Genomic DNA, 23,407 nt, shown 5'->3' on the forward strand with positions numbered 1-23,407 from the left:
CGCGATATGGAAACACGCCTGAACAATTATCTGAACGGCACCGGCGCCATAGACGATGCCGCACCGGTGCGGATCGGCCGGCGTAGCGTCGCGTCCGAACTGGCAGCGCGGCCCGCGCCGATGCATATCGTGCTGTTCGGCGCGGGGCATGTCGGCCATGCGCTCGTGCATTTGCTCGGCGGCCTGCCGTGCGTGGTCCAGTGGGTCGACGAACGCGACGAGCTGTTCCCTGACGAAACGCCGCCCAACGTGCAGGTTGAAGCGACCGACACACCCGATGCGATCGTCGACGCGGCGCCGCCCGGCGCGTGGTTTCTGGTGATGACGCACAACCATGCGCTCGATTTTTCGCTCGCCGCGCGCATCATGCGACGGCGCGATTTCAGCTACTTCGGCATGATCGGCTCGAAGACGAAGCGCGTGAAGTTCGAGCGGCGTTTGCTCGTACGAGGCGTGGAGCTGGAGCGGCTCGCGGAGATGACCTGTCCGATCGGCGTCGAAGGCATCGTCGACAAGGCGCCCGCGGCGATCGCGATCGCGGTGTGCGCGCAACTGCTGCGGGTGAGGACGCGGCAGGCCGCGAGCCTTGCCCGCGCAACGGAGCAGATCACGGTTTAGGCCGCACGGCGCGAAGGGCTTGCGCGAGTGTTCGAGGGCGCGGGGCTCATGCGCCGGCCCCTCTCTTTTAGAAGAGGCAGTTCACATCTCTGCACGGCCTTGTCTCGCTCAACGCGTTGTTATGCCAGCCGCTTTCGAAGGATACGGGTAACAGCAAACCATGCGACGTCCAACGCAAGCGCGACCAGCACTCAGGACGCGATTGTTAGAGCAAGAGACCATGCGTTTCAGCGTCGTCTTCGTTGTAGATAGCGACGATGCCACTTGCCCGAACGGCGGCGCGCATCGCGTTCCATAGCCATTCTCGAATCCAAAGCGACGTGTGAGAGATACACGCCCCGAGGAACCAACCGCCGATAAGCGATGCAGCGATATACGCGAGCATGCAAGCAATGCGCCGAAGTCGTCCTTTCATCGAACGTCCACCGTTCGATAGGCGCGCAACGCGGAACCCGGGACCGGCAAGCCAGCCTTATGCGAGCGAATATCCGGGATCGCCGGTGCCGTTGGATTGTCGCTCCCCACATCTGGCCTGAATAGGCCGTGACCGTGCCAAAGCCGAGCAGTACGAAGTTAAGTCGTCCTGTTGTTCAGTGCAAACGTACATCGAATAGGCACAGCCACTAACCGACATCAGTTTCCACAATAAATCCCGGCGGGTCATTGCCATTTCTTTCATCCAGCGCCAGCAAGAATATGCAATAGAAATTGAGATGTGCGACATCATCGTCATGTTTTGTCAAAACGGTATTTATTCTTTTCGCCAAAATCATTCATTTCCGATTGCTCATGAAGTGTAAATTTTCAGATCCGATGCAACGTAGCTCCGTACACGCAGAGTCCTTCCTACCGCGTCGGTTGTGCCGGTAATAAACTTGCCTCCGCGTGTGTCGATCCGGTAACGGACGTTTGCGAGCGCGCGCCCGTTGCGGTCCTTCAGCCTGAATTTTTCATCGAAACGCTTCTGCGGGCGTCCGCGACAGTTGCACGCCCATTCGTAGCCCAAGGTTTCGGCCATGGCATAACCGGATTTCAGCTTACGAACCCTCTCAAACGGAAAAAACTCGCCGGTTTCGGCATTCAAGGCTGGTGCCGACGGCAACGGCGGGAACTTGGAATAAATCGAATAGGTAATGCGGCAAAGTGCGCACACTTCCTCAACTGTCCAGTCCGTCCCTTTGTTTTCCTGCCTCTGCTGTTCCATTGAACTCAAGAGTTGTTTGGCAATACCACGATAATTGACCATCAACACGGACCACGGTCAACCGCTTTAAATCGAGATAAGGCCATACAGTTTTCAGGTAAAGGAAAATGAAGAGTGGTTCTTGGTTCATTCTGGCGCAGTCACTAATACAAACCCGGCGTCAATGGAAGATGTCGTAATCAACACCGACAAGATATGCCCGAACATGTCAAACAAAGACTTTCGCGAGATGGTTTGGAAGTGCAGGGATCGTGCCGTAGGATTCGTAGAGACACGCTTAAAGGATGTGGCACGCTGGTCTGCGTCAGATCAGGAACGGGTACTAGCATGGTTTGGCTATTGCGACGAGTCGGTAAGAAGCCTGCTCGCGAGTGGCTTAACATCAATTAGTCGCGTGTTGGGAGGGCTGACCGGTGACAATTTCGTCCGATGGGAACCTGGTACGACAAGATAGCTGGGATGCGTACCCAACCCCGTAAGATCCGGCGTGGTCGCCGAAGTATGCGTGCCGGACACCAAAACGCACACGATCGCTATTCACTTAGGGAATCTGCACAACATGTTTTCAGAGCGCCGATCTTTTTCACGTTGAGCGTATCGGCCGCAGAGTCTGCTAGCAGGTTGGTCGTCCAGCTTTTGGACCATGATTACCTTCGTGTGCCGAGACTCACGGCCTGATGCGCCGGGCGTTTCACGCTTTGCTTAAAGCCTTGCGCGCCATCCAGAGGTTGCCCAGCGCAAACGGTGTCGTGATCTGCGCGGTATTCTTCACCATCCTCGGTAGCGGGTCTTCGTGTAACCAAACTGCTGCTTGAGCACGCGAAACGGATGTTCAACCTTGGCGTGCACGCCAGCCTTCAGGCGCTCAATCTGGTTGTATATCGCGTCCAGACGATTGGTCAGGTCCAGTTGTCGACGCTTGCCCGGTCGCATCGCGACATGCCAGCGTACCGGGTTAGCCTGACATCGCTTTTCAATACCCTGATATCCGGCGTCAGCATACACATCCTTTTCCTGGCCGTACAACAACGCTTCGGCCGCATTGATGTCGTGCTCGTTGGCCGCCGTACCAACGACGGTGTGGACCAGACCCGACTCTGCGTCCACGCCGATGTGCGCTTTCATACCGAAGTACCATTGATTTCCTTTCTTCGTCTGATGCATCTCCGGGTCCCGTTTGCCAGAGCCGTTCCTTGTCGAACTCGGTGCGCTAATCAAGGTCGCATCGACCGCTGACCCCGCCTTCAACATCAAGCCTTTTTCACTCAGGATCTCATTGACCAGGGCGAGCATCCGCGCGGCCAGTCCGTGCGTTTCGAGAAGGTGGCGGGACCGCAGAATCGTGCTTTCGTCCGGCAAACGCGTCAACCTTCGTCCAGCCCCGGAAACTCACGGTACAGCGGCACGTCATAAAGCGCCTCTTCCATCGCCGGGTAAGAAAGCCCAAACCACTGCTGCATGAAGTGAATCTGCAGCATCGTCGCAACCGGAAACGGCGGCCTTCCAGTCTTACCCTTCGGATACTGCGGTTCGATCAACGCAATCAACCTCGACCATGGCACAACGCGCCTCATCTCATCGAGAAATTCCCGCTTGCGCGTGCGTTTCGTTGAAAGATCCAGGCCAAGACCGAGCTGTGTCATCGAGGAACTCCTTTCATTCGCGTTCTTCCAGGATAGGACAACCAGACTTCAACGCCAGGACTTTTGCAGACCGTCCTTAGATTTCTGTTCAATGCGTGATTTCTCATGGGACAAGGATTCGATCGTTTCCACGCTCATTCATGAGGCAAGTCACTTTCAGGACACCATGGGAACCAAAGACTGGAAATACTTTATGGACGAGTGCCTGTCGTTGGGCAAGACGAACCCTGAACAGGCAATCGATAACGCTGATAGCATCGCCGGATACGTCATCTACAATGCGTAGTTCTATGCCATCGTTTCGCTTCTGATATCAAGACATGTTTTCGCATGTATGCCTGGAGAGAATTTCGACATCTACTTTCCACCAAATAGTGCAGCTATCCCCGTTGATGAGGTCTTGCGACTCGCCAACTGGGTAGCTGACCAAAAGATTACCTACGCGCACCACAAATCTAAAGAGACAACGCTAGTAAGCGGGCATGCAGAGGAAAGCGAGCAGAATCCAACCGAATTGGCTCGAGCTCGCCTAATGGCGGGTGAAGCGGTGTTGGAGCAATTTGATTTCTTGCGCTGGAGCGGTAAAAACAAGTTCACGTGTCTACTCGAAGAACGATGTCGAAAACGGTCGGCGTGTCGAAATGTCGTTTGAGCCTGATTGTCCCAACAAGTGCTGTAGGGGGCAGTAGACACTACGTTAAACCTGCGACATGTCGTGATTGAGTCGATTCTGTCCGCGTGAGGTTTGCCCCGCTTCGGCGGGGCATTTTCATGCGCGACACGGAATGGGTAAGCCCGATTCCAACAGGGCGTTATCGCTATCTATTCGAAGTTTTGCAGTATTTCACATGGCGAATTGTTTCATGAGTGCAAGATCAAGACGTTGATTCACGAATGCACCCATTTCACGGATACTTTCAATTCCATCGATGAGGCGTATACGGATACCGAATCGGGAGCGATGTTCTTTGCGAAGCATAACCCGGCTCTCGCGATCAGGAATGCAGACAACATAACCGGCTATGTTGCAACGTTCGATGGGCGAAATATCAAATGAGCAAGAAACTGAAAGCGAGGGGTTAGTGCCGGCGAACAAGTTCTACCTTGTTCGCGAATCTGATTTGCGCGCAGTGGAAATATTTATGCCGCGGATTCGAGAAGGCAGGCAACACGGTCGAATTCCTGTGCGGCTTGTCGGTATCGCGGTGTCGGACTCCCCGTTCATATCGATCTCGCTCGATCTTTGATTCTCCGCGACAAAGCTCTAACAACTCCGCCGCGCTGCGATCAAGATCGTCTCATTGGCTTGTCCTATCATCCCGGTAGTCGCGGCCGTAGTGATCGTCGAAGCGTACAATGTCGTCCTCGCCGAGATAGCTGCCGCACTGAACCTCGATCATCTCGAGCGGCAGGCGTCCGACGTTTTCGAGCCGATGCTTGACGCCTATCGGCACAAAGGTCGATTCATTTTCCGCGAGCAGAAATGACTCTTCGCCGCGGGTTACGCGTGCGGTGCCGCTGACCACGATCCAGTGCTCCGCACGGTAATAGTGAAGCTACAGCGAGAGCGCAGCCCCCGGCGTGACCACGATGCGCTTGACCTGGAACCGTGGGCCCTGTTCGACCGATTCATAATGGCCCCACGGCCGATGAACCTTCATGTGATGCTTTGCCTCTCTGCTGCCACGCTCCTTGAGCTGCCCTACGACGGCCTTGACATCCTAGGCGTGGTGCCTGTCAGCAACGAGCACTGCGTCGGCTGTTTCCACGACAATCAGGTCGCTCGCACCAACGCAGGCGACCAGCCGGCCTTCGGAATGGACGTAAGTGCCAGAGCAATTTTTCAGCGCCACATCACCGCGCAAGACATTCCCCGATTCGTCCTGGGGGTAATGCGCTCCATACTGCGTCCCACGAACCGACATCGGACCAGCCTGCATTCAGCGGCACTACAGCAGCGCCCACGCCAATGTCGCCAAGGCGTTCCATGACCGCATAGTCGATGGACTCCGATGGACGCGAGACAAATGCATCTGTCGGAATGCGCACAGTTTCGAGATCGGCGCTTGCGCGGCCGAACGCAGCGTTGCAGGCTCGCGCGATGTCGGGCCGCAACAACTCGACTGCGCGTAACCACATCGATGCTCGCATCACAAAAATGCCGCTGTTCCACCAGTGCCGCTTGCCTTCCACGAAGGTCGCCGCCACGTCGCGATGAGGCTTTTCAACAAAGCGCTGCAGGGCACGCGCGCCGCTTGCCGCATCAATGGCGATGGGCTCGCCCAGCTCAATATAGCCGTATCCGCATTCCGCACGGTCCGGTACAACACCTAATGTAACGATCTAGCCGGCTGCAGCCAGCCGCACTGCTGCACGGATCGCCCGCTCGAACGCTGGCACATCGGAAATTGCGTGATCGGCGGGGGTTACGATAAGCACTGGATCGCGGCCGTCAAAGCAGGCTTTTAGTGCTGCGAGAGTCAGGGCGGGCGCGGTATTGCAGCTAACCGGCTCGACTATTAGCTGCCAGTCTCGCGCACTCGACTTCAGCTCGTCGACGACAAGGAAGCGGTGTTCCTCTGCGCAGACCACGAGCCCTCGATTGGCGGCAGGGGGCAAGGCTATCGAGCCGCATCGCGGAGTTGGCGAGAAGCCTTCGCGCGACAGCGGCCAGAGCCGAGTCCCGGAGCCGCCCGCGAGGATCACCGGGAGAATCACGGGCGCCTGGTCATGAGCTTTGGCGCGGTCATCGCCAACGGCGCGCTGTCGGGTCTCGCTGAGATCGGCGGACGTCATTTCCATTATTGCTTCTTCAGTACCACCCGGAGGCGGTAGGTGTAAGTGCCGACGCAATACGCCGGATAAGCGACGCTCCTGTAGGCGCCTCCATGCGTGTGCCGGACCCGGGTTGGATCAGTTACTGTCGGAAAGAAAGCCGTCCGTGTGAAGCAGACGGTGCCACGGCACGGTGAAGGAACAGTCTTCTTGGTTTCAGGAGAGGGGCGGTTGTTCGGCGGTGGCGCTTTCGCCCACGGCTTTCGCGCGTAGCTGCAGCTCCGCCTCGCCTCTTGCAAGCTTGGTGAGCATGGCGGCATTGCGAACGATCAGGCGTCGATAGTCATGTTCGATCACCATTCTGTCGATTAGCGAGCGTATTGCACGCGACACCGTTTCGCGGCTCACGTTTGCCATAATCGCAATGGCCTGTTGGTTGGATAGATTCTCGATCGTCACCAGGCCGCCTGCGTTCTTTTTCATGGACGCATCGAGCACTGAATAGACCCTTGCGTATGCGCGAGTCAGACCCAGCATCGACCGGCAATTCGAAGCCTAGTGAATCGTGCGCCAAAGTCGTTGCAATAGCGCCTCCTTCACTGAGGGATTGCTGTAAAAACAGCGCTTGGGCCTGAATCCTCGGCAAAAAGCCGACCACTGATTCCGTGATCGCAATGATCGAAGCCGAGCGAGGACCACCGTCGATATCGACAGCTCGCCCAAATAGTCGCCCGGCTCGACGAAATCGAGTCCCACCTCGCGGCCGTCTTCCGACAGCGCGATCATCTGCAGGCGGCCGGACATCAACAGCAGCAGAGACGAATCGGTGTCGCCCTTGTAAACGACGAACTCCCGCTTTGAGAAGCGGCGATAGCGAATATGGCGACTGATCTCGTCAATAACCTCTTCGTCAACGTTGCATAGCAGCTTTTGTCGTTTCAAGAGATCGATGGCCATTAAGGGGCTGCAATTGATCCTTTCTTCCTCGGTGGACATCTAGACATCTATCTCAATCGTAATTTGCTGATTCAGGCACGCATGACAATATGCGCATCGAGCGCCGGAATCTGTGACCGCCGTCACATCTCAATTACGAAATTTGACTAATCGTTGCCGGATTGGCATTGTCAGGTTGTCGGATAGCGCCGTTGCACCGGTGCCTCCGTTCCACCACCCTGAGCCGACCGCGGCGATCATCATACAGCGAACACGCATGGCGTCGAGTTGATCGGCCGCCGAAGCGGATGGCGTCAGAGAGTGCGATACCGGTAGGAAGGCTTGCGGACGATTGCTAGCGCTGTTACCGAGGTACCAGAAGTTTCATGGGACTCGTGTCGCGAGTGCGGGGCACTTTTAGAGGAACAGATGGCCAAAAAATGTGAGGCCCTCAGGCTGTCCAATCAAGCTCACGTCTGCGGAACCGGCGTGATTCACTTGTTGCTCCCGAGTGGAATGCGTGATGTCACGCAGCAGGCTGTCGAGCGAATCGTACGACTGGTTCAGGAACCCATGAGCTTCAGGGCAGATCGATTGGTCTTGCGGGTCCGATTCGGCGTGATGCTCCGCAATATCGGCGGGCTGGTGCATGAGAGTACACTCCTGACGAATGAAGTGAGCAATTTTAACGCGAGGTCATGCACTTGTCTGCTCACTACCTGCTGCAGCGACGATGATGGTCGCGGTAAAGCGCGGGATCGGGGCGTTTGAGGGGCGGGGGTGCCTGCGCGCACTTTGTCAGCCGAATTTCCGGACGATCTCGTTTGACTCCGAGCCGGCCCTATCGCGTAACTGAAGTTCCGCCTCACCTTTGGCGAGCTTTGCGAGCATTGCAGTATCAAGAACGACCAGACGTCGGCGCTCACGCTCGACGACCTGGTTTGTCAAGAGCGAACCGATCGCACGCGACACCGTTTCGCGGCTGACGTTGGCCATGATTGCAATCGCCTGCTGACTCGGCAGGTTCTCGATCGTCACGAGGCCAGAATCGGCGTCCTTCTTCATCGATGCTTCGAGCACTGAATATACTCTGGCATAGGCTCGTGAGAGACCAAGCATCGAGCGATAGCTCGATGCCTGCCGGATCGTGCGGCATAGCCGCTGCATGAGCGCTTCCACCACGGCCGGATTCCGGTAGAACAGCGCCTGCGCTTGCGCCTTGGCCAGAAAGCCGACCACCGACTCAGTCGTCGCGATGATCGACGCCGAACGCGGACCATCATCAATGATCGATAGTTCGCCGAAATAGTCGCCCGGCTCGACAAAATTGAGTCCGACTTCCCGGCCGTCTTCCGAAAGCGCAATCACCTGTAGTCGCCCGGACATCAGCATGAGCAACGAGGAGCCGGCGTCACCTTTGTGAACAACAGTATCGCGCTTGCCAAAGCGTCGATACCGGATGGACCGGCTGATTTCTTCTATCACATCGTCGGAGACGTTACGTAGCAGCGTCTGCTTTTTAAGGAGATCGACAGCTTTTGTCTGATCCGTGCTGCCGTTTCTATCTTCTTTTAACATCTCTCGGATTATGCTCTGGTCTGTGGCACGCGGAACAATAAACTTCGCCGACGAGAAACGTTGTGATGACGATCACATTAAACGACAAAATCATAGATGTGACGGTTGTCACTCTTTTTGCAGCTCAATTTGTTCAGTGCCTTACGCACTGGTCCTGATGCCGAAACCAAAAACGACGACGGCACCATAGCGGCGTCATATTTAATCAAAAACGTGTGATCGTCATCACAACAATATGACGTATCCTCATTGATCATCTATTGCACACGACAGAAGGATGGCTGAGAATTTCGTCCCTGTATGTGTGCCTTCTGTAACCGTAACAGCTCAGATGTGTTGCTCAATGCTGAAAAGTTTTTGGTTAAAGAAAAACGTTGTTATCTAAATCTAGAGGTGAATTCACATGACGGTTTCGGTCGATCAAACCATTGCAGCATGCTACGTTGCATTCTTCGGGCGAAGCCCCGATCAGCAGGGCCTGCAGTTCTGGAAAGCGGCAGCACAGAATTCCAACTTGTCCGGCATCGCGCTGACCGAGAATATTGCCGCGGGTTTTGCTAATAATCCGAGCTTCGCTGCCACTTACGGCACGTACGGCAATTCCGCGTTCGTCACTGCGATTTACCAGAATATCGGTGGCACTGCGCCCGATGCAGCAGGTTTGGCTTACTGGACGAACCTGTTGAACAATGGCGAATCGCGCGCGCAGGTCGTCGCAGATTTTGTGCATGGCGTGCTGAACATGTCGGTCGACGCCATCAACGCGGAAGTGACTGCCGGTACAATCACTCAAGCTGAGGCGACCGCTGCACTTCAACGTCAAGCATATCTGACCAACCGTTCGAACGTTGCACTGAGCTACACGCAGGCTCTCGGTGCCGGTTCGAACATGGCGACGTCCACGAACCAGAATGACCTGGCGTCGCTCGCCAAGGACCCGGCATACGTGGCATCGCAGGCTATCTTGAACGGCGTCACGGCCGATCCCGCATCGGTTACTGCTGCAAAGACTTTCCTGTCGGGTTCGCCGACCACCACGGCCGTTATCGCAACGTTTGGCGGCAATTTCGTTGGCTCGACGTACACGCTCACTACGGGTCCGAATAACGTTCAGGCAACCGGTGGCAATTCCGTTATCAATGCCGTGGTTGGCACGACCGGCGGTACGAATGACACTCTGCACAACCTTGACAGTATCGCGGCTAAAGGTACTGGCAACACGCTGAATATTATTGACCAAGGCCTTTCGGGCTCGGGTCTTATTCCGACTATCAACGTCAGCGGTGTTCAGACGGCAAATATTCAATCTGCCACCGCCGCATCGGTCAACACGTCCAATTGGACTGGCCTGAACAACCTCAACGTCAGCGCTTCGACCGGCGCGGACGTCATCAAGGCGGCCGGCACGACTGCCGTGAACGTCACCAATACGCTGGCAACCGGCGCAGCCGCAGCGCCCAGCCTCAATACCACGGTTGATGGTGGTTCCACCGTTACGGTTAATGCGACGGGCGCTAGCTCCGGTGCCAACGTGGTCATTGGAAATGTCATCGTCGGCGGCACGACGCCTCCGACTGGCGCTGTGAACGTGACTGTTGCGCAGACGAGCGGTGTTACGGGCACCACGTTTGGCAATGTCGCCGCTACCGGCGCGGCCGCGGTTACCGTCAACGCTACCGAAAATGCCGGCTTCGCTACCACGGCAGTGGAAGCTGGGACCATCAATGCGACCGGCGGTGCAACCGGCGTGGTCACGGTCAACAACACGACCAATGTTACCGATGCGGCTGCGCACACCATCGTTGGTGCTGCTGTTGTTGCAACGGGCGGCTCCTCCATCGTCGTTAACGATACGGTGACCGCAAGCGCGGCGGCTGACGCAACGGCTCTGGCGTCGGCGCAAGATGGTGCGGTGACGGTTATTGATGGCGGTACGGCAACGTCCGTGGTGGTTAACCAAACGGTGACGGCTGCTGTTGCTGCGAAGGCCGCGCAATTGGCTTCGGCGGGTACGCCGGGTGCGGCAGGTGGCCCCGGCTTCTCGGCCGGTGCTGCCACTCCGGCAACGCCTGCAACGGCGGGAGTGCCTGGCGTCGTCGCCGTGACCGCGAACACGGTGGCAGTTGGTGGCGTCGGTACGACCAACCTCGCAGGGGCATTGGTTAGCAACGCTTCGAACACTATCACGTCGGTGTCGCTCGATAACTACGGTGCGAATTCGTTCATCAACAGCACGGTGCTGAACAGCGTCACGCTGGCCGGTTCGGGCACGGGCGGCCTGACCATCGAAAATCTGGGCGCCACGCCGTTCACGACGCTCGGCGTCAATCTAAACGGGTTCACGGATACGACGGGCCTGACCATCGCTTCGACCGACACCACGGGCGATGTCAAGACGCTGAACGTGACCACCGGTGGCGCGACGGCTTCGACGCTGGGCGCAATCACCGACACGGCACTGACGACGCTGAATGTATCGGGCACGCAGACTCTTAACGTGACGACGGCGCTTGGTAACAGCGTCAAGGCGCTGACGGTCACGGGCGGCGCTGGCTTCAGCGGCGATATCTCGGGTACGCAAATCACGTCGTTTGCCCCGACCTCGAGCGGCGCCATCACTGCCACGCTGAACGGTGCGACCCAGTCGTTCACGGGTTCGACGGGCCAGGATATCATCACGATTTCTGCTGACGCTGCTAAGGCCATCACGGGCGGTTCGGCGACCAACAACGAAATCGTCCTGAATGGCGATGCGGCGACCTTCACGGGTGCCGGCGCGAAGACGGTCACGAACGTGACGGGCTTCACGACGCTGGGCGTGTCTGGCAACACGGCAGCCACCGCTGAAGTCTATAACATGGCGGTGCTGAAAGGCTTCAACGCGATTGATTTGAAGGCCATTGCGGCCGGTACCGGTAGCGATTCGTTCACCAATGTGGCGAGTGGTACCACGCTGACCATCGAGGCAACGTCGGCATCCACCGGCGGCACGGTTGCGGCAGTTGAAGGTGCGACGGCTGCGGCGGTTCTTTATCAAGTCGCAAATGCAACGGGTGCCTCCGACTCGCTGAACTTGACCTTGGGTACATCGCAAACCAACGGCATTTCGGTTGGCGGCGCTGCAGGCGGTCTGATGTTGGAAGATGCTAACGCGGTCGGTATTGGTACCCTGAATGTGGTGAGCAACGGTACGGCTACGGGCACGACTGTCAACACAATCCCGGTTCTTATCGACAATGGCTTGGCGAACCTCAACGTGAGCGGCGCTCATGGGTTGACGATTACGGCGCTGAACGAGCAAACCACCCAGGCGACTTCGTTTGCCATCAACAACACCAGCGGTGGTGCAGTGACCGTGGGCACTTTCACGGACGCTAATCTCGGTTCGCTGACGTTCAGCGGTACGGGCAACTCCAGCGTGGGTACGCTCGCAGGCGTTACGGGCCATATCCTGACGATTGCGAACACTGGCACGGGTACGGCGTCTGTTGGCACGTTTAACGCCGATACGAGCCTGACGACGTTGAACCTGAATGGCAATGTCGCGTTGAACGCGGACGCTCCTGGCGGTCCGGCTCCTGCAGCGGCAGCTGCCACGGGCGCAACGACCGGCGTCACGGTGTCGGGTGCAACCGACAATGCACACGTCAACCTCACGCTGACGGGTGGTGCTCTTGCTGGTGTCACCGACAGCATCACGCTCGGTAACGGCAACAACCTCATCACCGACAAGACCACGGTCGGCAATGTCAACATCACCGTGGGTACGGGTTCCAACCTGATTGATGTGCATACCGGCACGGGTGCTGGCACGTACAACATCACGTTGGGCGCTCACACCGCTGCTACGGGTCCTGACGCAATCGTGGTTTCGGCATCGGGTACGACCGCCGCTGGAGCTGCTAACACGGTTATCACGGGTGCAGTTGCAGGCGACCAAATCAACTTCGGTGCCATCGTGGGCGAGACGGTTGTGACGTTGACGGCAGCTCAGCAAACCGCAATTACGGCTGCGTCGACGCTGTCGGCTGCTGCTGCGCTTGCCTTCGCTGATGCCAACGTTGCAGGCAACGTGGCTTCTTTCCAGTACGGTGGCAATACGTACGTGCTCGAGCACACGGCTGCAGGCGCGCAAGTCGCAGCTGACTCGCTGATTGAGCTGGTCGGTACGCACACGCTCACCGCTGGTGCAGTTACCGCAGGCCACGTCGTGCTGGCTTCGTAATCAGCCGATAAGTAGACCTCGGACTACCCTCGGGCTAGCGCCCGAGGGTGTTCAAACCCCGCCCCTCACCCGGGTTGGGGTTTTTTCGTTTGAATCGCTTGGATAACTAAGAAAAGTTTTCCGCGACGACCGCTGTCGTCTTTTCCTATTGCACCTCGATATGCACGGCTTCAACCGGGGGCAGTTACTTGGCTACGACGCGCGCATGGTGGCGCTATGGAAGACAAACTGGGTTCTCATCGACACGCTGAAAACCATTCAGGGGAGTCTGTCAACGGACGACCTGCAGCAGCGTGCCATCTTCGACCGCATTGAGAAGGCGCTCGAACGAATATGAATCAGACGCTACAAGCACCAAGGCCCTAACATGCCGGGGAACGCATAATGCCGCAGGTACTCATCCCTACGGGGCGCTGGAAGGTTCACGCCGAATCAACGAACGAGCAGACCGCCATTCGCCTGATTGGCCGGGCGCTCTCGGACGCAAGTAACATGGGACAGAGCATACAGACCGTCCTTCTGACGCGCGACCAGGCTCAGGAACTGGTCGTCGAGCTGAATATGGCGCTGCGGGAGCTCGAACTGCAGCGGACCACCGACCTGGCCCGAGCCGCCGAAGGTGCGGGATAAGCTGGCGTTCGTCTGCGGACCACCCGGTTTGAGAATCTCCACAATGCCGCGCCAAAGAACTGTCCGCCAAACGAAATAGACGTGAACGCTCCTTGGCTCGTACCCGGTCCACGTCTGGCAGATTGACTCGACGAGCCAGTACATCGCGATGCGACTGGACGCAGAAGGATCACCGGAAGGCGCTAGTCAGGCTGGCAGCGGCGACAATCCGGTTGTGTCTCCATGTTGCCGAGGTTGCCATATCGCCACGGGACAGTCGTGACGACGGCATAGGGTTATCGCCTCAGCGCCCCGCGCCCGGTAGAAGCAGCCCGGTCACTTGGCTGACGCTATAGAGCAGCTTTCACGCAAAAAAAAGTGGTCGGTGGGCTGGCATCAGTGTCCGCAGTGCTCGCCGCATCGAACTGAAGTGCCGCAGGCGCCGCCTCGTCCAACGCGATCGCCTTCCCGAAGTCCAATTACGCGCGCCGGGCACGATCCAGATAGTCCCAGACCGTCGCACTCGACAAACCGATCGTCGTCGCGATTTCGCGTTGGCTGCGCTCGCTCACAAAGCGCGGGCGCAGCATTTCCGTGATTTGACGCATGGGTGACCTTCTATTCGACATTCGCACTCCCGGCAAAGTCGTCGAGCATGCCATGTTTATCCCGCGTTGCCGTCCCTGCAACTCGGAGTGCTGACGCAACGGGAAGAGCCGTGGCTTGTCATGCCAAGATCGTGGCCTTTTGCGCTCACCGTGCTCAGGCTGCCGCGGCTTCAATCACGCGGAGCGTCTCGCGCGCGGTCTGGTCCCATGAAAACTTCGCTGCCTGCTGCCTGCCACGTTCTGCCAATTGCTGTCGCAGCCTCGTGTCACTGAGCAGACGCAACAGTCCACCGCGGATATCACTGACGTCCATCGGATTGACAAGCAGCGCCGCATCGGCCGAAATTTCCTTCGTCGCACCCACATCGCTGGTCAGCACCGGCACACCCTGAGCCATGGCCTCGAGCACGGGCAGACCAAAACCTTCATAGAGGGAAGGGTACGCGAGTGCGATAGCGCCCTGCATCAGGCGTTTCAGTGCAGAATCGTCAATGAATCCGGTAAAAGTGATCGACCCGGTGTCGCCCTGGTATCGGGCGAGAAGATCATCCATCATCCAGCCACGCACGCCCACGACGGCAAGCTTGATGCCTTGCCGGTGACGCTCATCGATACCCAGCCACGCCTCAAGCAGGCGAGCGATGTTTTTGCGTGGTTCAACGGTGCCGAGACAAACGAGATAACGTGCAGGCGCAAAGCCTGGCGGCACGGCGTCGCTGGAACCGGCATCGCTAAGCTCGCGTGCCGCCAGAAGCGTGATGGCCGTCTTGCCATGGCTGACCGGAAAGTGCGTGTGCAGATCACGCTCGGTCGATGCAGAGATTGCTATGACCTGCTTTGCCTTGCGTACGGCCGCGCCCGTCATCTTCGGAAAATACCAGCGCTTGACGGGCTCGTGAACGCCCGCGAAAAGCTTGGCGCTCAGATCGTGGACCGTGACAACCGTTGGCACGTTCGCGAGAAGTGGCAGGATGAAGCCGCTTCCCCAATGCACGTCCGCACGCAGCCTGCGCAGCAGTCGGGGCAGCGCCAGCTGTTGCCAAAAGACGCGGATGGCCCTCCGATCCGGGGCGTCGATGAAGTGAAAGCGCCGGTCCAGCCCAATATTGCGCAGGTATGGAACGGTCTTGGGACTGGCGAAAATCACGAATTCGTGGTCCAGGCTCGAGTCTGCGTTCCAGCACTTGAGGATCTCCGTCACATAAACGGCAGTCCCTGTCTTGACACTGCCCAGGCCGGTCGCATCAATACAAATTCTCATTATTCTTCGGTCAGTTGTTATCCGGCCAGCACCCGTGCCAGCTTGAGTCCTTCCTGCTCCCAGCGCGGAACGTCCGCACAACGTGGATTGCAGCGCGCGCCAGTGCGTGCCGCACGAATGCCGGCCTGAATGCCTTCGACCGTTGGCGGCACGTAGATCACCTGATCGCCGCCGGCTTCCCGCGTTTCGGGTAGATCGGTCGCGACAATACGGGCGCCGCACAGGCGTGCCTCCAGTACCGGCATGCCGAAGCCTTCGTAGATCGACGGCATGACGACTGCCTCCGCTGCCGCGTACAGGGAAGGCAGCAGTTCTTCAGGCACATACCCGGTCAGGTGAATGGAGGCAACGCTATCCTTGGGTGCTGCAATCGCGGTGTTCAGGCGCCCGTTTTTCCATCCGCTCTGCCCGACGAGGACCAGTGAAATACCCACAAGTTCGCCGGACTCGCACATCTGCCGATACGCCTCAACCAGCCCGTCCAGATTCTTGCGCGGTTCGAGCGTCGATACCGACACGAGATACGCGCCGGGTATGCCGAGCTGTTCACGCATGCGGACAATGTCCTGCATTGCCGGCGGCACGAATAGTCCAGATGCCGCGGGCCGTACCACCATGTCCGCAGGCCGGTAACCGAATTCCCGCAGGCGCATCGATGTGCCGGCCGAATTGGAGAGCACGACATCGGCGCGCCGCAATGACGGGCGGAACAATGTCTGATAGGCGAGCCGGTGCTTGCGCGTCATGCTGCGAGGAAAGATTCGGTGCACAACGTCGTGCACGGTGATCACGGCGCGCACCTGACGCGGCAGCCGCAGTGGAAGAAAATTTGCACCACCCCAGAAAACGTCCACGCCGTACTGGCCGGCGAGCGCGCCGGCCCGCAGCATGTACCATTCGAACGGCGACAGTTTTGCTCCCCAGCCCTTGGGGTCCTCCACGACGGACCATCGTGGACCGTCTACCGGCAACGTAATGGGCACATTACTGAAGACGGCAAAATGCGCCTTCGGCAGCGCGTCATCTAGCACCCGGCACAGGCCGGCTATGTACCGTGCGGTGCCTGCTGCATGCCCCGTAAATGACCTGCCATCAATACCGATCAGCATCTGCGCTCCAGTCGGCCGATACGGACGTTACTGGACATGATCCGAACGTACCGGCTGCCTGCCGGCTTTCGCGAGAATGGTTTTATTGATCCGGCCCACGAGGCATACGTGACTGACAGCAGGAGTGGCGAGGATTGATGACCCAGACACCCCCGGGCGAGGGTCGCAAAACGGCCAGTCGAACGATCCGACTGGGGGGCGGGGGGCCACTGCGATGTGCTGTTTCGCGCATTACCGATCGCCACAAGGCTGTCGCGGGGATAGAAGTCTTCCGCAGCGGCAACCAATTTCTGGTCGTCCTGAATGACAGCCCACGCGTGCCCAGCTGGCTCCATCCGCGTGGAAGTAGAAAGCGGGACCTGCTTTCCGGGCAGCAAAAGTGGACGCGACAGATGCTTGCGCGTGCGCATCATGCGATGAAACTCGCAGGAAAATATGGGTTGCATTGATCTGCTCATGCTTGTCTGTACCACCGTTTTGCCGGGAAGGCGTGGCATGCAGCCCTCACGTTTCGTCGTGAGCTCTCGGAGCGCGCTCGGGCGTTTTGCGCACCGATCTCGCGGCGACTGCCCCGAACGGGAGCGCGGGCATGCGGTGCATACAGGCGTCAAGCAAAGGCTTCTGGCCTTTCCCGCTGGACGGTGTACCCATGCGCCAGTCCTGCTTTGGTATTGGACTGCGCATATGAGACGCGACGCAGATCGGCTTCGACCATCATTGCGATCAGCTGTTCGAGCGAGGTTTTAGGCGCCCAGCCCATCTGCGCACGGGCCTTCCCAGGGTCCCCAAGAAGGACGTCCACTTCGGCAGGGCGGAAGAAGGCCGGATCGATCACGACGTGATCCTCCATGTTCAGGCCCACATGGCTGAAGGCAATCCGGCACATTTCACGTACCGTGGTGGTGTGTCCCGTCGCAATGACATAATCGTCCGGCGTGTCCTGCTGAAGCATCAGCCACATTGCCTCAACATAGTCCCCGGCAAATCCCCAGTCGCGCTTCGCATCGATATTGCCAAGGCGAAGCTCGCTCGCCAGGCCGAGCTTGATGCGGGCGACGGCATCGGTCACCTTGCGGGTAACGAATTCGATTCCGCGCAACGGCGATTCATGGTTGAAAAGGATGCCGCTGCTCGCGTGCAGGCCGAAGCTTTCACGGTAATTGACGGTCAGCCAGTGCGCGTACAGCTTGGCAACGCCATATGGGCTTCGCGGGTAAAAAGGCGTCGTTTCACTTTGTCTTTCCGCCTGGATCAGGCCAAACATTTCACTGGTCGATGCCTGATAAAAGCGTGCCCGCGGATTGACAATGCGCACGGCTTCCAGCAGGTTGGCTGCCCCTACGCCTGTCACCTGGGCGGTCAGCAGCGGCTGGTTCCACGAGGCACCGACAAAGCTCTGGGCGGCGAGGTTATAGACTTCATCAGCCAGGGAAGTCTCCATGCTGCGGATGAGCGAGGATAAATCGACCAGATCTCCATCGATGAGCCTGACATCGGCGTCAATGCCGAGCTCGCGTAGCCGCCACAGTGTGTCCGTGGAGCGACGAGCCACAAGCCCCGACACTTCATAGCCTTTTTGCAGCAGCAACTGCGCGAGATAGGCGCCGTCCTGTCCGGTGATACCAGTAATCAATGCGTGTTTGGTTGTCATGGTTGTTCCTGGATGCGCTGCATCCAGTCCTTTACGATTTCATGGTGGGTAGTATCAAAGGGGATCTGCGGCTGCCATATCGGGACGACGCAACGGTACGATGTGACCGAAGCACCCCAGCACTGTCACGACCTGCAGCCAGTTTCACGGGTTTGAGATCATGCAATCTGCTTCTCACTACGGACGACAATCTCGCGACAAAAGACTGTCTCGTCAGGTGGGTGATTTTCTTCTCGCCTCGTCATGCTGATAGCCGTTCAAAACGCCGGACCTTTGTCCAGACGGCCCGCTCCAGCCCGTAATGGGTCACGAGTGCGAGCAGGGAACTCAGCGCAAGGACGGCTGCAGCCTGAACTGGACGCACTGCGCCAGGCTGCACATGGAGCGACCACAGGACGGGAAAATGCCACACAAACACGCCGTACGACAGGTTCGCCAGCAGCCGGTCAACGCTCTCGCAGACGCCTGTCGGGCGCACGCCGCGCAGGATCTTCAGCAGGGGCAGTCCCAGCACAAGCCCGAGCGCCACTTCACGGTTATAGGGGACGGCCGGTCCATGTAACAGCAGCACCAGCAGGTAAGCCGCCATCAGCAGCCACAATGCGAGCAGGATGGACTGCAGGCGGGTCTGCCGAATTGCGCCACCGGCCAGAAAGATAAAGAGCACCCCTGGCAACAGCCGATAGCCGAAATGATCCGTATCAAGCCACTGTAGCTGGGCCGCAGCAAAGACGGTCAGGCTGGCCAGCATGGTCAGCCCCCAACGCCGTGGTGAAAGGCGCAGCAGCCACGGGGCCAGCAGATAGAACTGCAGTTCGACGGCCAGCGACCAGGCTGGTGGCACGAGCACGAAGCTGTCAAACCCGGTGTACATGAAGTAGCCCAACGGGATGACGAGGAGGTTGGCCAGCCACTCGAAAAGACCGGGACTGCGCAGCAGGAAGGGCGACTGGGCGCCGGCCCGCCACAGCACCGTGGCGGCGAGCAGTGCGCAAAAATATTGAGGCAGGATGCGCCACAGGCGGTCTGCGTAAAAGCGACCCGCCGCGGCAGGGTGGGACTGCCATTTTTGCCACAGTCCTGCCACGACATGACCAGCGAGCAGGTAGAAGATGACAACGGCTACCACGCCGGGGTTCAGGCCAGCCACGCTGTAGCCAAGATGGCTCAGCAGGACGAGGCTCGCGAGCAGATAGCGCAGGGTACCCATCAGAGCGCCTGAGGTGCAAAACCGAACACTGTGTAGTTCGCGTACAGCCGCTGCGGTTCATCCGTGCCCACGCCCGCAAGAGGCTCGGGCAGCGTGTAGATCACACCCACATCGCGTAGCCCCAGCCATTGCAGGACAAACCCCAGATAGTTGTCAGAGAGCGGCTTCTGGTGGGTGGGGTCGGTGTAGAACCCGTTGATGGACTGCGGGTGGCGCATGTTGATGGTTTCCACCAGCAGCACTCCGCCGGGCATCAGGCGTTTCACGCAGGCCTCGAGCGTTGGCAGGACCTGCGCGGGCGCGAGGTGTTCAATGACCTGGAACATCGTGATACCGGCAAACTGCTCGTCCGTGTCGCGCAGGAAGTCCTCGGCGCTCGCGTGCACGGCATTGAGCCCGGCAGCGACGGCACGGTGCACCTCGGACGCGGACAGATCCACCCCGACAGCGGGTATCTGCGCCTCGCGCAGGAAAGAGAGGAATTCTCCTGCACCACAGCCGATGTCGAGCACCCTGCTGCCCGCACCAGCCGCCTTGTGCAATAGGGGCAGGTAAGCCTGATACTGCTGGCGCAGGATGGGGCTATGGTCTCCCCCCATCTCGGCGTAATAGGAGTAGAACGCCTGTTCGCGTTCTTCGGGCGACAGCGTCGCGAGGGGGCGGCCGATGCGCTCCTCGGCACGCTCAATCCAATTGGGTGGAGGAGCCATCCAGGCAAACGCCAACGGCTCGTCATGGATAAGGCGCTGAAGGGGCGTGAGTTTCGCCAGCTGGCGGTGCGCCTCATCGCTTGCGGCTTCCAGGTGGTCCAGCCGTCGCTCGATGAGTGCAAGCAATGCCTCAATGCGGTCAAAACGCCCGTTATGTTCGATGACGGCGGATTCCAGCCACGCCAGCCGGTCGACGTGACCGTCATGTTCGATAGCGGCCGACTCCAGCCGCGCCAGCCGGTGTGCCAGAAATGGCAAAGCCTTCAATGACCGGTAACTCTGATTCAACCAGGTCGTGATGCGACGCATGCCAGCTCCTTACGCGCAGGGAATAAGAGGGGCCGGCAGCTGGCCCGAGTCTTTCAGCCACGCCACGATCGCCGGGACAATGTCCTCACCCGACGAAACGGATGACGGCGGCAGACAGGCCGTGCGCCATGCATAGAGGCCGGGTGTATCCGCCACCTCTGCGCCCGAACCGAGCCAGGCATCGTCGTGCCCCGACAGCACGGATTCTTCCGGCAGCGTGGCAGGAATACTCAGCAGTTCACAGACGGCAGCCCGTGCCGTTGTCCAGTGACCGTCCACCTGGCGCACGCACTCGAGCTGCCACGGCCTGGGCAACGCTTCGACAAGTTGTGGCAACCACGTGGACAACCGGTCGGCGCTCTGAGCGGTGAGGTCGACGATCAGCGAGGGAGGACGACTCATCCGCCGGTTGCGGGTCATGCAGGCTGACAGGGTCGCGATATCGGTGTCGGCGAGCATCGAGCCAGGGTCGATCGCGGCGATGTCGTCAAACAGACGCAGTTCCTGGGCGAGCGGCGAATCGTGATAAAACGCTTCGATGGCGTCAAAGTAGCGGCGCGCTACTCGCTCCGGCGCATGATCGCGGCGCACGTAGTCGCGTCCCTGTTGCGCTACGTTCGCGCGCCAGACCGGATCCAGGAACAGTCGCTCCAGTGTCGATGCCAGTTCCTGCGTTTCGAACCTGTCGGACAGTCGCACGCCCACTTCAGCGGGCAACTCTGCGGCGGTCCCGTGCGCGTTGAATACCAGTGCAAGACCGTGGGTCAGGCAGTCAAAGACCGCGGCGGAGGTTTCCCCACGTGACAGGGTGCGCAGTTGCACACCCACATCCGCAGCGGCCAGCCAGTCGGCGTAGTCAGCCGCCTTTGCATATCCCGTAATCGAAATGTTGCGACTGCGTTTAAGTGCGGCCTTGACCTTGTGGCGATATTCCCCGCCAGTTTCCTCGCCGACGAATACGAGACAGGCATCGGGATGCGTGGCGAGCGCGCAGGCCTGCCAGGCCTCGATCAGTTGCAGGTTAAGCTTGGTGTTGCCCATGAACCCGAAAGAACACACCACGAACGCATCGGCGGGCAATCCCAGCCTGGATCGTGCATCGGCACGCGATACGTTCAACACGGGGCGATGAGCAAACGGCACACGCGCAAGGCGGCTAGCATAAGCTTGCCCGTAGGTGCTGGACGCGAGATCGACCGCGTACTGCGAATGCACAAGGGCGCCCATGGCGAAGTCCAGTACTGCCCGATTGGCCGGGTAGGACATCACGGCTCCTGTGGTATCGCCACGTGCCAGAAGCTGCAGGGCAGCATAACCGTGCGAGCGCAGCAGCCCCGCCTGGAATGCCAGCGGCTCCTGGCCGCGGGACTCGGCAAAGTTGAGCATGCCGCTCAGGAAGTAGTCATGCAGCATGACGACGCCGGGTATGGTTCTGATCAGCGGCAGCATGTGCGTGTGAAATTCGCTGTTACCGACGTGGTACAACACCCGGTCGTAGCGACTGGCGTGCTGCTGGAACCAGCTGATGGTGCGAACCGGAAAGCTCGAGCGCAGCCAGTCATGCTCGACCTGCGCAGCCTGCGTGACCAGTTCAATGTCGTAATGTCGCGCCAGTTCGGGAATGAGCCCGGCACTGTAGTCGGCGATACCGCTTCGCAGTGCAGGAAGCGGCGAAAGGTAGGCAAGCCGCGGTCGCCGCAGTGGCGCGGGCACCGGCACAGCGTGTACCCGGGCAGCTGGCACCGAGGCTTCGAGGGCGGCAAGGGCCCGTTTGGCGCTGGTCTGCCACGAGAACTGTTTTGACCTCGCGAGTCCGTGTTCGCGCAGACTTTGAAGGAACGCCTCGTCCTGCAGCGCGCGCGCCATCGCCTTTGCGATATCAGCAGGCCGCGCAGGATCGAACAGGGCGTCTTCGCGCCCCAGCACCTCGGGGATGCTGCTCCGACTGGAGCCAATCGCCGGTGTACCGCAGGCCATCGCCTCCAGCACGGGCAGCCCGAATCCTTCGTGTAGCGAAGGAAACACAAACAGTCTGGCAAGGTTATACAACTGCACCAGCTCGTCTTCGGGCACAAAGCCGGTCAGAACCAGCTCATGATCCGCGAGCCCGTATCGGCGGACGGCAGCCTGCAACCGCTGACGCTCCAGAGGCTGGACGCGGCAGACGATGACAAGCTGCAGGGCCGCGCGGGTGACGGCAGGCAGCATCGCATAGGCCTGGATGAGGCCCTCGATATTCTTGCGATAGTCAATGCCCCCGGTATAGAGGACAAACTCACCCCTGATACCATAACGTTGCTGCAAGGCGGCGCGTTGTTCCGGCGTTAATTCCAGCGGGCGGAAGTGATCATCGATGGCAGACGAGATGTTCACGACACGGTCCGGCGCGGAGCCGAGCACGGTGAGGGCTTCCTGCCGCGAGCTTTCCGAAATGGCCAGTTGAAGATGCGCGTTTTTTGCGAACTGCAGGCGACGGTGGTACCAGCGCCGGACGTTAGGGTCGGCCAGATAGACGGGTGCGTGCAGGTAGGGAATCAGATCGTAAAGAGTAATGGCAACCGTCTGTGCGCTGCCCGTTACCGGCTCGACAGAACAGACTGAATCGTCGTCCAGGCCTTCGAACAGGCTCGTAACGTGAACGCAATCCGGCTGCAGTTGGCGGATGACGTGATTACGGATGCGCTCGGCAGCAAGCCGCCGGGCAAAATGCGTCGGATCGAGCTCCCTGCAGGCTGCAGGCAGGGAGATCACATGTATGTTCCCGCTTCCCACCAGCGGGGTGAACATCTGTCGCAGTCCCGCAACGGTTTCCGGGAAACGGTCACTCAGAAGCAGACTGATGCGATGTGCTTGCCCCCCCTGGGTGGCCACTGCGCGGGCCAGCGCCAGAGAGTAACGACCGATACCGCGGTCGCGACTGCCGGTCGTCTGGCAGGCCAGTAGATCAATGAGAAGGTGCAT

General features: G+C 59.1%; 18 protein-coding genes and 2 pseudogenes. 6 read left to right on the forward strand and 14 right to left on the reverse strand.

Going from position 1 to position 23,407, the window contains the following annotated elements; all coding sequences use genetic code 11:
- Positions 1-6: 6 nt before the first annotated feature.
- On the forward strand, positions 7-618 hold the full coding sequence (gene xdhC, locus AB4Y34_RS04640; protein WP_368715358.1) for a xanthine dehydrogenase accessory protein XdhC: 612 nt from the start codon (positions 7-9) through the stop codon (positions 616-618).
- A gap of 787 nt (positions 619-1,405) precedes the next feature.
- Here the strand turns inward: xdhC and AB4Y34_RS04645 are convergent.
- Positions 1,406-1,864, reverse strand: a complete 459-nt coding sequence (locus tag AB4Y34_RS04645; RefSeq protein WP_368715430.1) for a hypothetical protein — start codon at positions 1,862-1,864, stop codon at positions 1,406-1,408.
- Positions 1,865-2,513: 649 nt separating this feature from the next.
- A pseudogene (locus AB4Y34_RS04650) lies at positions 2,514-3,465 on the reverse strand (IS5 family transposase).
- Positions 3,466-3,556: 91 nt separating this feature from the next.
- Between AB4Y34_RS04650 and AB4Y34_RS04655 the strand changes: the two are divergent.
- Both AB4Y34_RS04655 and AB4Y34_RS04660 read left to right on the forward strand, forming a co-directional pair.
- A complete protein-coding gene (locus tag AB4Y34_RS04655) occupies positions 3,557-3,751 on the forward strand; it encodes a M35 family metallo-endopeptidase (RefSeq protein ID WP_368715359.1) in 195 nt (64 codons plus the stop codon).
- A 570-nt stretch (positions 3,752-4,321) separates the two neighbouring features.
- Complete coding sequence (locus AB4Y34_RS04660) at positions 4,322-4,522, forward strand: M35 family metallo-endopeptidase (protein WP_368715360.1); 201 nt, start codon at positions 4,322-4,324, stop codon at positions 4,520-4,522.
- Positions 4,523-4,763: 241 nt separating this feature from the next.
- Here AB4Y34_RS04660 and AB4Y34_RS04665 read toward each other — a convergent pair.
- The 5 genes and pseudogenes from AB4Y34_RS04665 to AB4Y34_RS04685 form a co-directional block, all read right to left on the reverse strand.
- Positions 4,764-6,267: pseudogene (locus tag AB4Y34_RS04665) on the reverse strand (mannose-1-phosphate guanylyltransferase/mannose-6-phosphate isomerase).
- A gap of 189 nt (positions 6,268-6,456) precedes the next feature.
- Positions 6,457-6,723, reverse strand: coding sequence for a helix-turn-helix domain-containing protein (locus tag AB4Y34_RS04670; RefSeq protein ID WP_368715361.1), 267 nt, complete (start codon positions 6,721-6,723; stop codon positions 6,457-6,459).
- A 72-nt stretch (positions 6,724-6,795) separates the two neighbouring features.
- The gene (locus AB4Y34_RS04675) at positions 6,796-7,236 is read right to left on the reverse strand and encodes a cyclic nucleotide-binding domain-containing protein (RefSeq protein WP_368715362.1); all 441 of its coding nucleotides are present in this window, start codon (positions 7,234-7,236) and stop codon (positions 6,796-6,798) included.
- Between the two features lie 357 nt (positions 7,237-7,593).
- Positions 7,594-7,827: a hypothetical protein gene (locus tag AB4Y34_RS04680; protein ID WP_368715363.1), complete on the reverse strand. Its 234-nt coding sequence runs from the start codon at positions 7,825-7,827 to the stop codon at positions 7,594-7,596.
- Positions 7,828-7,974: 147 nt separating this feature from the next.
- Positions 7,975-8,754: a Crp/Fnr family transcriptional regulator gene (locus AB4Y34_RS04685; protein WP_368715364.1), complete on the reverse strand. Its 780-nt coding sequence runs from the start codon at positions 8,752-8,754 to the stop codon at positions 7,975-7,977.
- A gap of 403 nt (positions 8,755-9,157) precedes the next feature.
- Between AB4Y34_RS04685 and AB4Y34_RS04690 the strand changes: the two genes are divergently transcribed.
- From AB4Y34_RS04690 to AB4Y34_RS04700, 3 genes are all read left to right on the forward strand, one after another.
- A complete protein-coding gene (locus AB4Y34_RS04690) occupies positions 9,158-12,979 on the forward strand; it encodes a beta strand repeat-containing protein (protein WP_368715365.1) in 3,822 nt (1,273 codons plus the stop codon).
- Positions 12,980-13,139: 160 nt separating this feature from the next.
- Positions 13,140-13,316 carry a hypothetical protein gene (locus AB4Y34_RS04695; RefSeq protein ID WP_368715366.1) on the forward strand — a complete coding sequence of 59 codons (177 nt, stop codon included), beginning with the start codon at positions 13,140-13,142 and terminating at the stop codon, positions 13,314-13,316.
- Positions 13,317-13,363: 47 nt separating this feature from the next.
- Positions 13,364-13,609 (forward strand): hypothetical protein, encoded by a 246-nt coding sequence (locus AB4Y34_RS04700; RefSeq protein ID WP_368715367.1) that lies wholly within the window; start codon positions 13,364-13,366, stop codon positions 13,607-13,609.
- A gap of 458 nt (positions 13,610-14,067) precedes the next feature.
- Here the strand turns inward: AB4Y34_RS04700 and AB4Y34_RS04705 are convergent, their stop codons facing one another.
- The 7 genes from AB4Y34_RS04705 to AB4Y34_RS04735 form a co-directional block, all read right to left on the reverse strand.
- A complete protein-coding gene (locus AB4Y34_RS04705; protein ID WP_368715368.1) occupies positions 14,068-14,196 on the reverse strand; it encodes a winged helix-turn-helix transcriptional regulator in 129 nt (42 codons plus the stop codon).
- A 154-nt stretch (positions 14,197-14,350) separates the two neighbouring features.
- Complete coding sequence (locus AB4Y34_RS04710; RefSeq protein ID WP_368715369.1) at positions 14,351-15,457, reverse strand: glycosyltransferase family 4 protein; 1,107 nt, start codon at positions 15,455-15,457, stop codon at positions 14,351-14,353.
- Between the two features lie 17 nt (positions 15,458-15,474).
- Complete coding sequence (locus AB4Y34_RS04715) at positions 15,475-16,566, reverse strand: glycosyltransferase family 4 protein (RefSeq protein WP_368715370.1); 1,092 nt, start codon at positions 16,564-16,566, stop codon at positions 15,475-15,477.
- A 607-nt stretch (positions 16,567-17,173) separates the two neighbouring features.
- Positions 17,174-18,217 carry a GDP-mannose 4,6-dehydratase gene (gene gmd, locus AB4Y34_RS04720; RefSeq protein WP_368715371.1) on the reverse strand — a complete coding sequence of 348 codons (1,044 nt, stop codon included), beginning with the start codon at positions 18,215-18,217 and terminating at the stop codon, positions 17,174-17,176.
- 241 nt (positions 18,218-18,458) lie between these two features.
- Positions 18,459-19,427 (reverse strand): acyltransferase family protein, encoded by a 969-nt coding sequence (locus AB4Y34_RS04725; protein ID WP_368715372.1) that lies wholly within the window; start codon positions 19,425-19,427, stop codon positions 18,459-18,461.
- Entirely contained in the window at positions 19,427-20,446 is a 1,020-nt protein-coding gene (locus AB4Y34_RS04730; RefSeq protein ID WP_368715373.1) for a class I SAM-dependent methyltransferase, read from the reverse strand. Before AB4Y34_RS04730 ends, AB4Y34_RS04725 begins: the two co-directional genes overlap by 1 nt.
- Before the next feature lie 9 nt (positions 20,447-20,455).
- The gene (locus AB4Y34_RS04735; RefSeq protein ID WP_368715374.1) at positions 20,456-23,407 is read right to left on the reverse strand and encodes a glycosyltransferase; all 2,952 of its coding nucleotides are present in this window, start codon (positions 23,405-23,407) and stop codon (positions 20,456-20,458) included.

The organism is Paraburkholderia sp. BR10954 (assembly GCF_040965775.1).
Classification (GTDB): domain Bacteria; phylum Pseudomonadota; class Gammaproteobacteria; order Burkholderiales; family Burkholderiaceae; genus Paraburkholderia; species Paraburkholderia youngii.

Coding starts and splice junctions, on each gene's coding strand:
- xdhC (WP_368715358.1), top strand. CDS start 7: ATGGAAACACGCCTGAACAATTATCTGAACGGCACCGGCGCCATAGAC.
- AB4Y34_RS04645 (WP_368715430.1), bottom strand. CDS start 1,864: ATGGTCAATTATCGTGGTATTGCCAAACAACTCTTGAGTTCAATGGAA.
- AB4Y34_RS04655 (WP_368715359.1), top strand. CDS start 3,557: ATGCGTGATTTCTCATGGGACAAGGATTCGATCGTTTCCACGCTCATT.
- AB4Y34_RS04670 (WP_368715361.1), bottom strand. CDS start 6,723: ATGAAAAAGAACGCAGGCGGCCTGGTGACGATCGAGAATCTATCCAAC.
- AB4Y34_RS04675 (WP_368715362.1), bottom strand. CDS start 7,236: ATGTCCACCGAGGAAGAAAGGATCAATTGCAGCCCCTTAATGGCCATC.
- AB4Y34_RS04680 (WP_368715363.1), bottom strand. CDS start 7,827: ATGCACCAGCCCGCCGATATTGCGGAGCATCACGCCGAATCGGACCCG.
- AB4Y34_RS04685 (WP_368715364.1), bottom strand. CDS start 8,754: ATGTTAAAAGAAGATAGAAACGGCAGCACGGATCAGACAAAAGCTGTC.
- AB4Y34_RS04690 (WP_368715365.1), top strand. CDS start 9,158: ATGACGGTTTCGGTCGATCAAACCATTGCAGCATGCTACGTTGCATTC.
- AB4Y34_RS04695 (WP_368715366.1), top strand. CDS start 13,140: ATGCACGGCTTCAACCGGGGGCAGTTACTTGGCTACGACGCGCGCATG.
- AB4Y34_RS04700 (WP_368715367.1), top strand. CDS start 13,364: ATGCCGCAGGTACTCATCCCTACGGGGCGCTGGAAGGTTCACGCCGAA.
- AB4Y34_RS04705 (WP_368715368.1), bottom strand. CDS start 14,196: ATGCGTCAAATCACGGAAATGCTGCGCCCGCGCTTTGTGAGCGAGCGC.
- AB4Y34_RS04710 (WP_368715369.1), bottom strand. CDS start 15,457: ATGAGAATTTGTATTGATGCGACCGGCCTGGGCAGTGTCAAGACAGGG.
- AB4Y34_RS04715 (WP_368715370.1), bottom strand. CDS start 16,566: ATGCTGATCGGTATTGATGGCAGGTCATTTACGGGGCATGCAGCAGGC.
- gmd (WP_368715371.1), bottom strand. CDS start 18,217: ATGACAACCAAACACGCATTGATTACTGGTATCACCGGACAGGACGGC.
- AB4Y34_RS04725 (WP_368715372.1), bottom strand. CDS start 19,427: ATGGGTACCCTGCGCTATCTGCTCGCGAGCCTCGTCCTGCTGAGCCAT.
- AB4Y34_RS04730 (WP_368715373.1), bottom strand. CDS start 20,446: ATGCGTCGCATCACGACCTGGTTGAATCAGAGTTACCGGTCATTGAAG.
- AB4Y34_RS04735 (WP_368715374.1), bottom strand. CDS start 23,407: ATGCACCTTCTCATTGATCTACTGGCCTGCCAGACGACCGGCAGTCGC.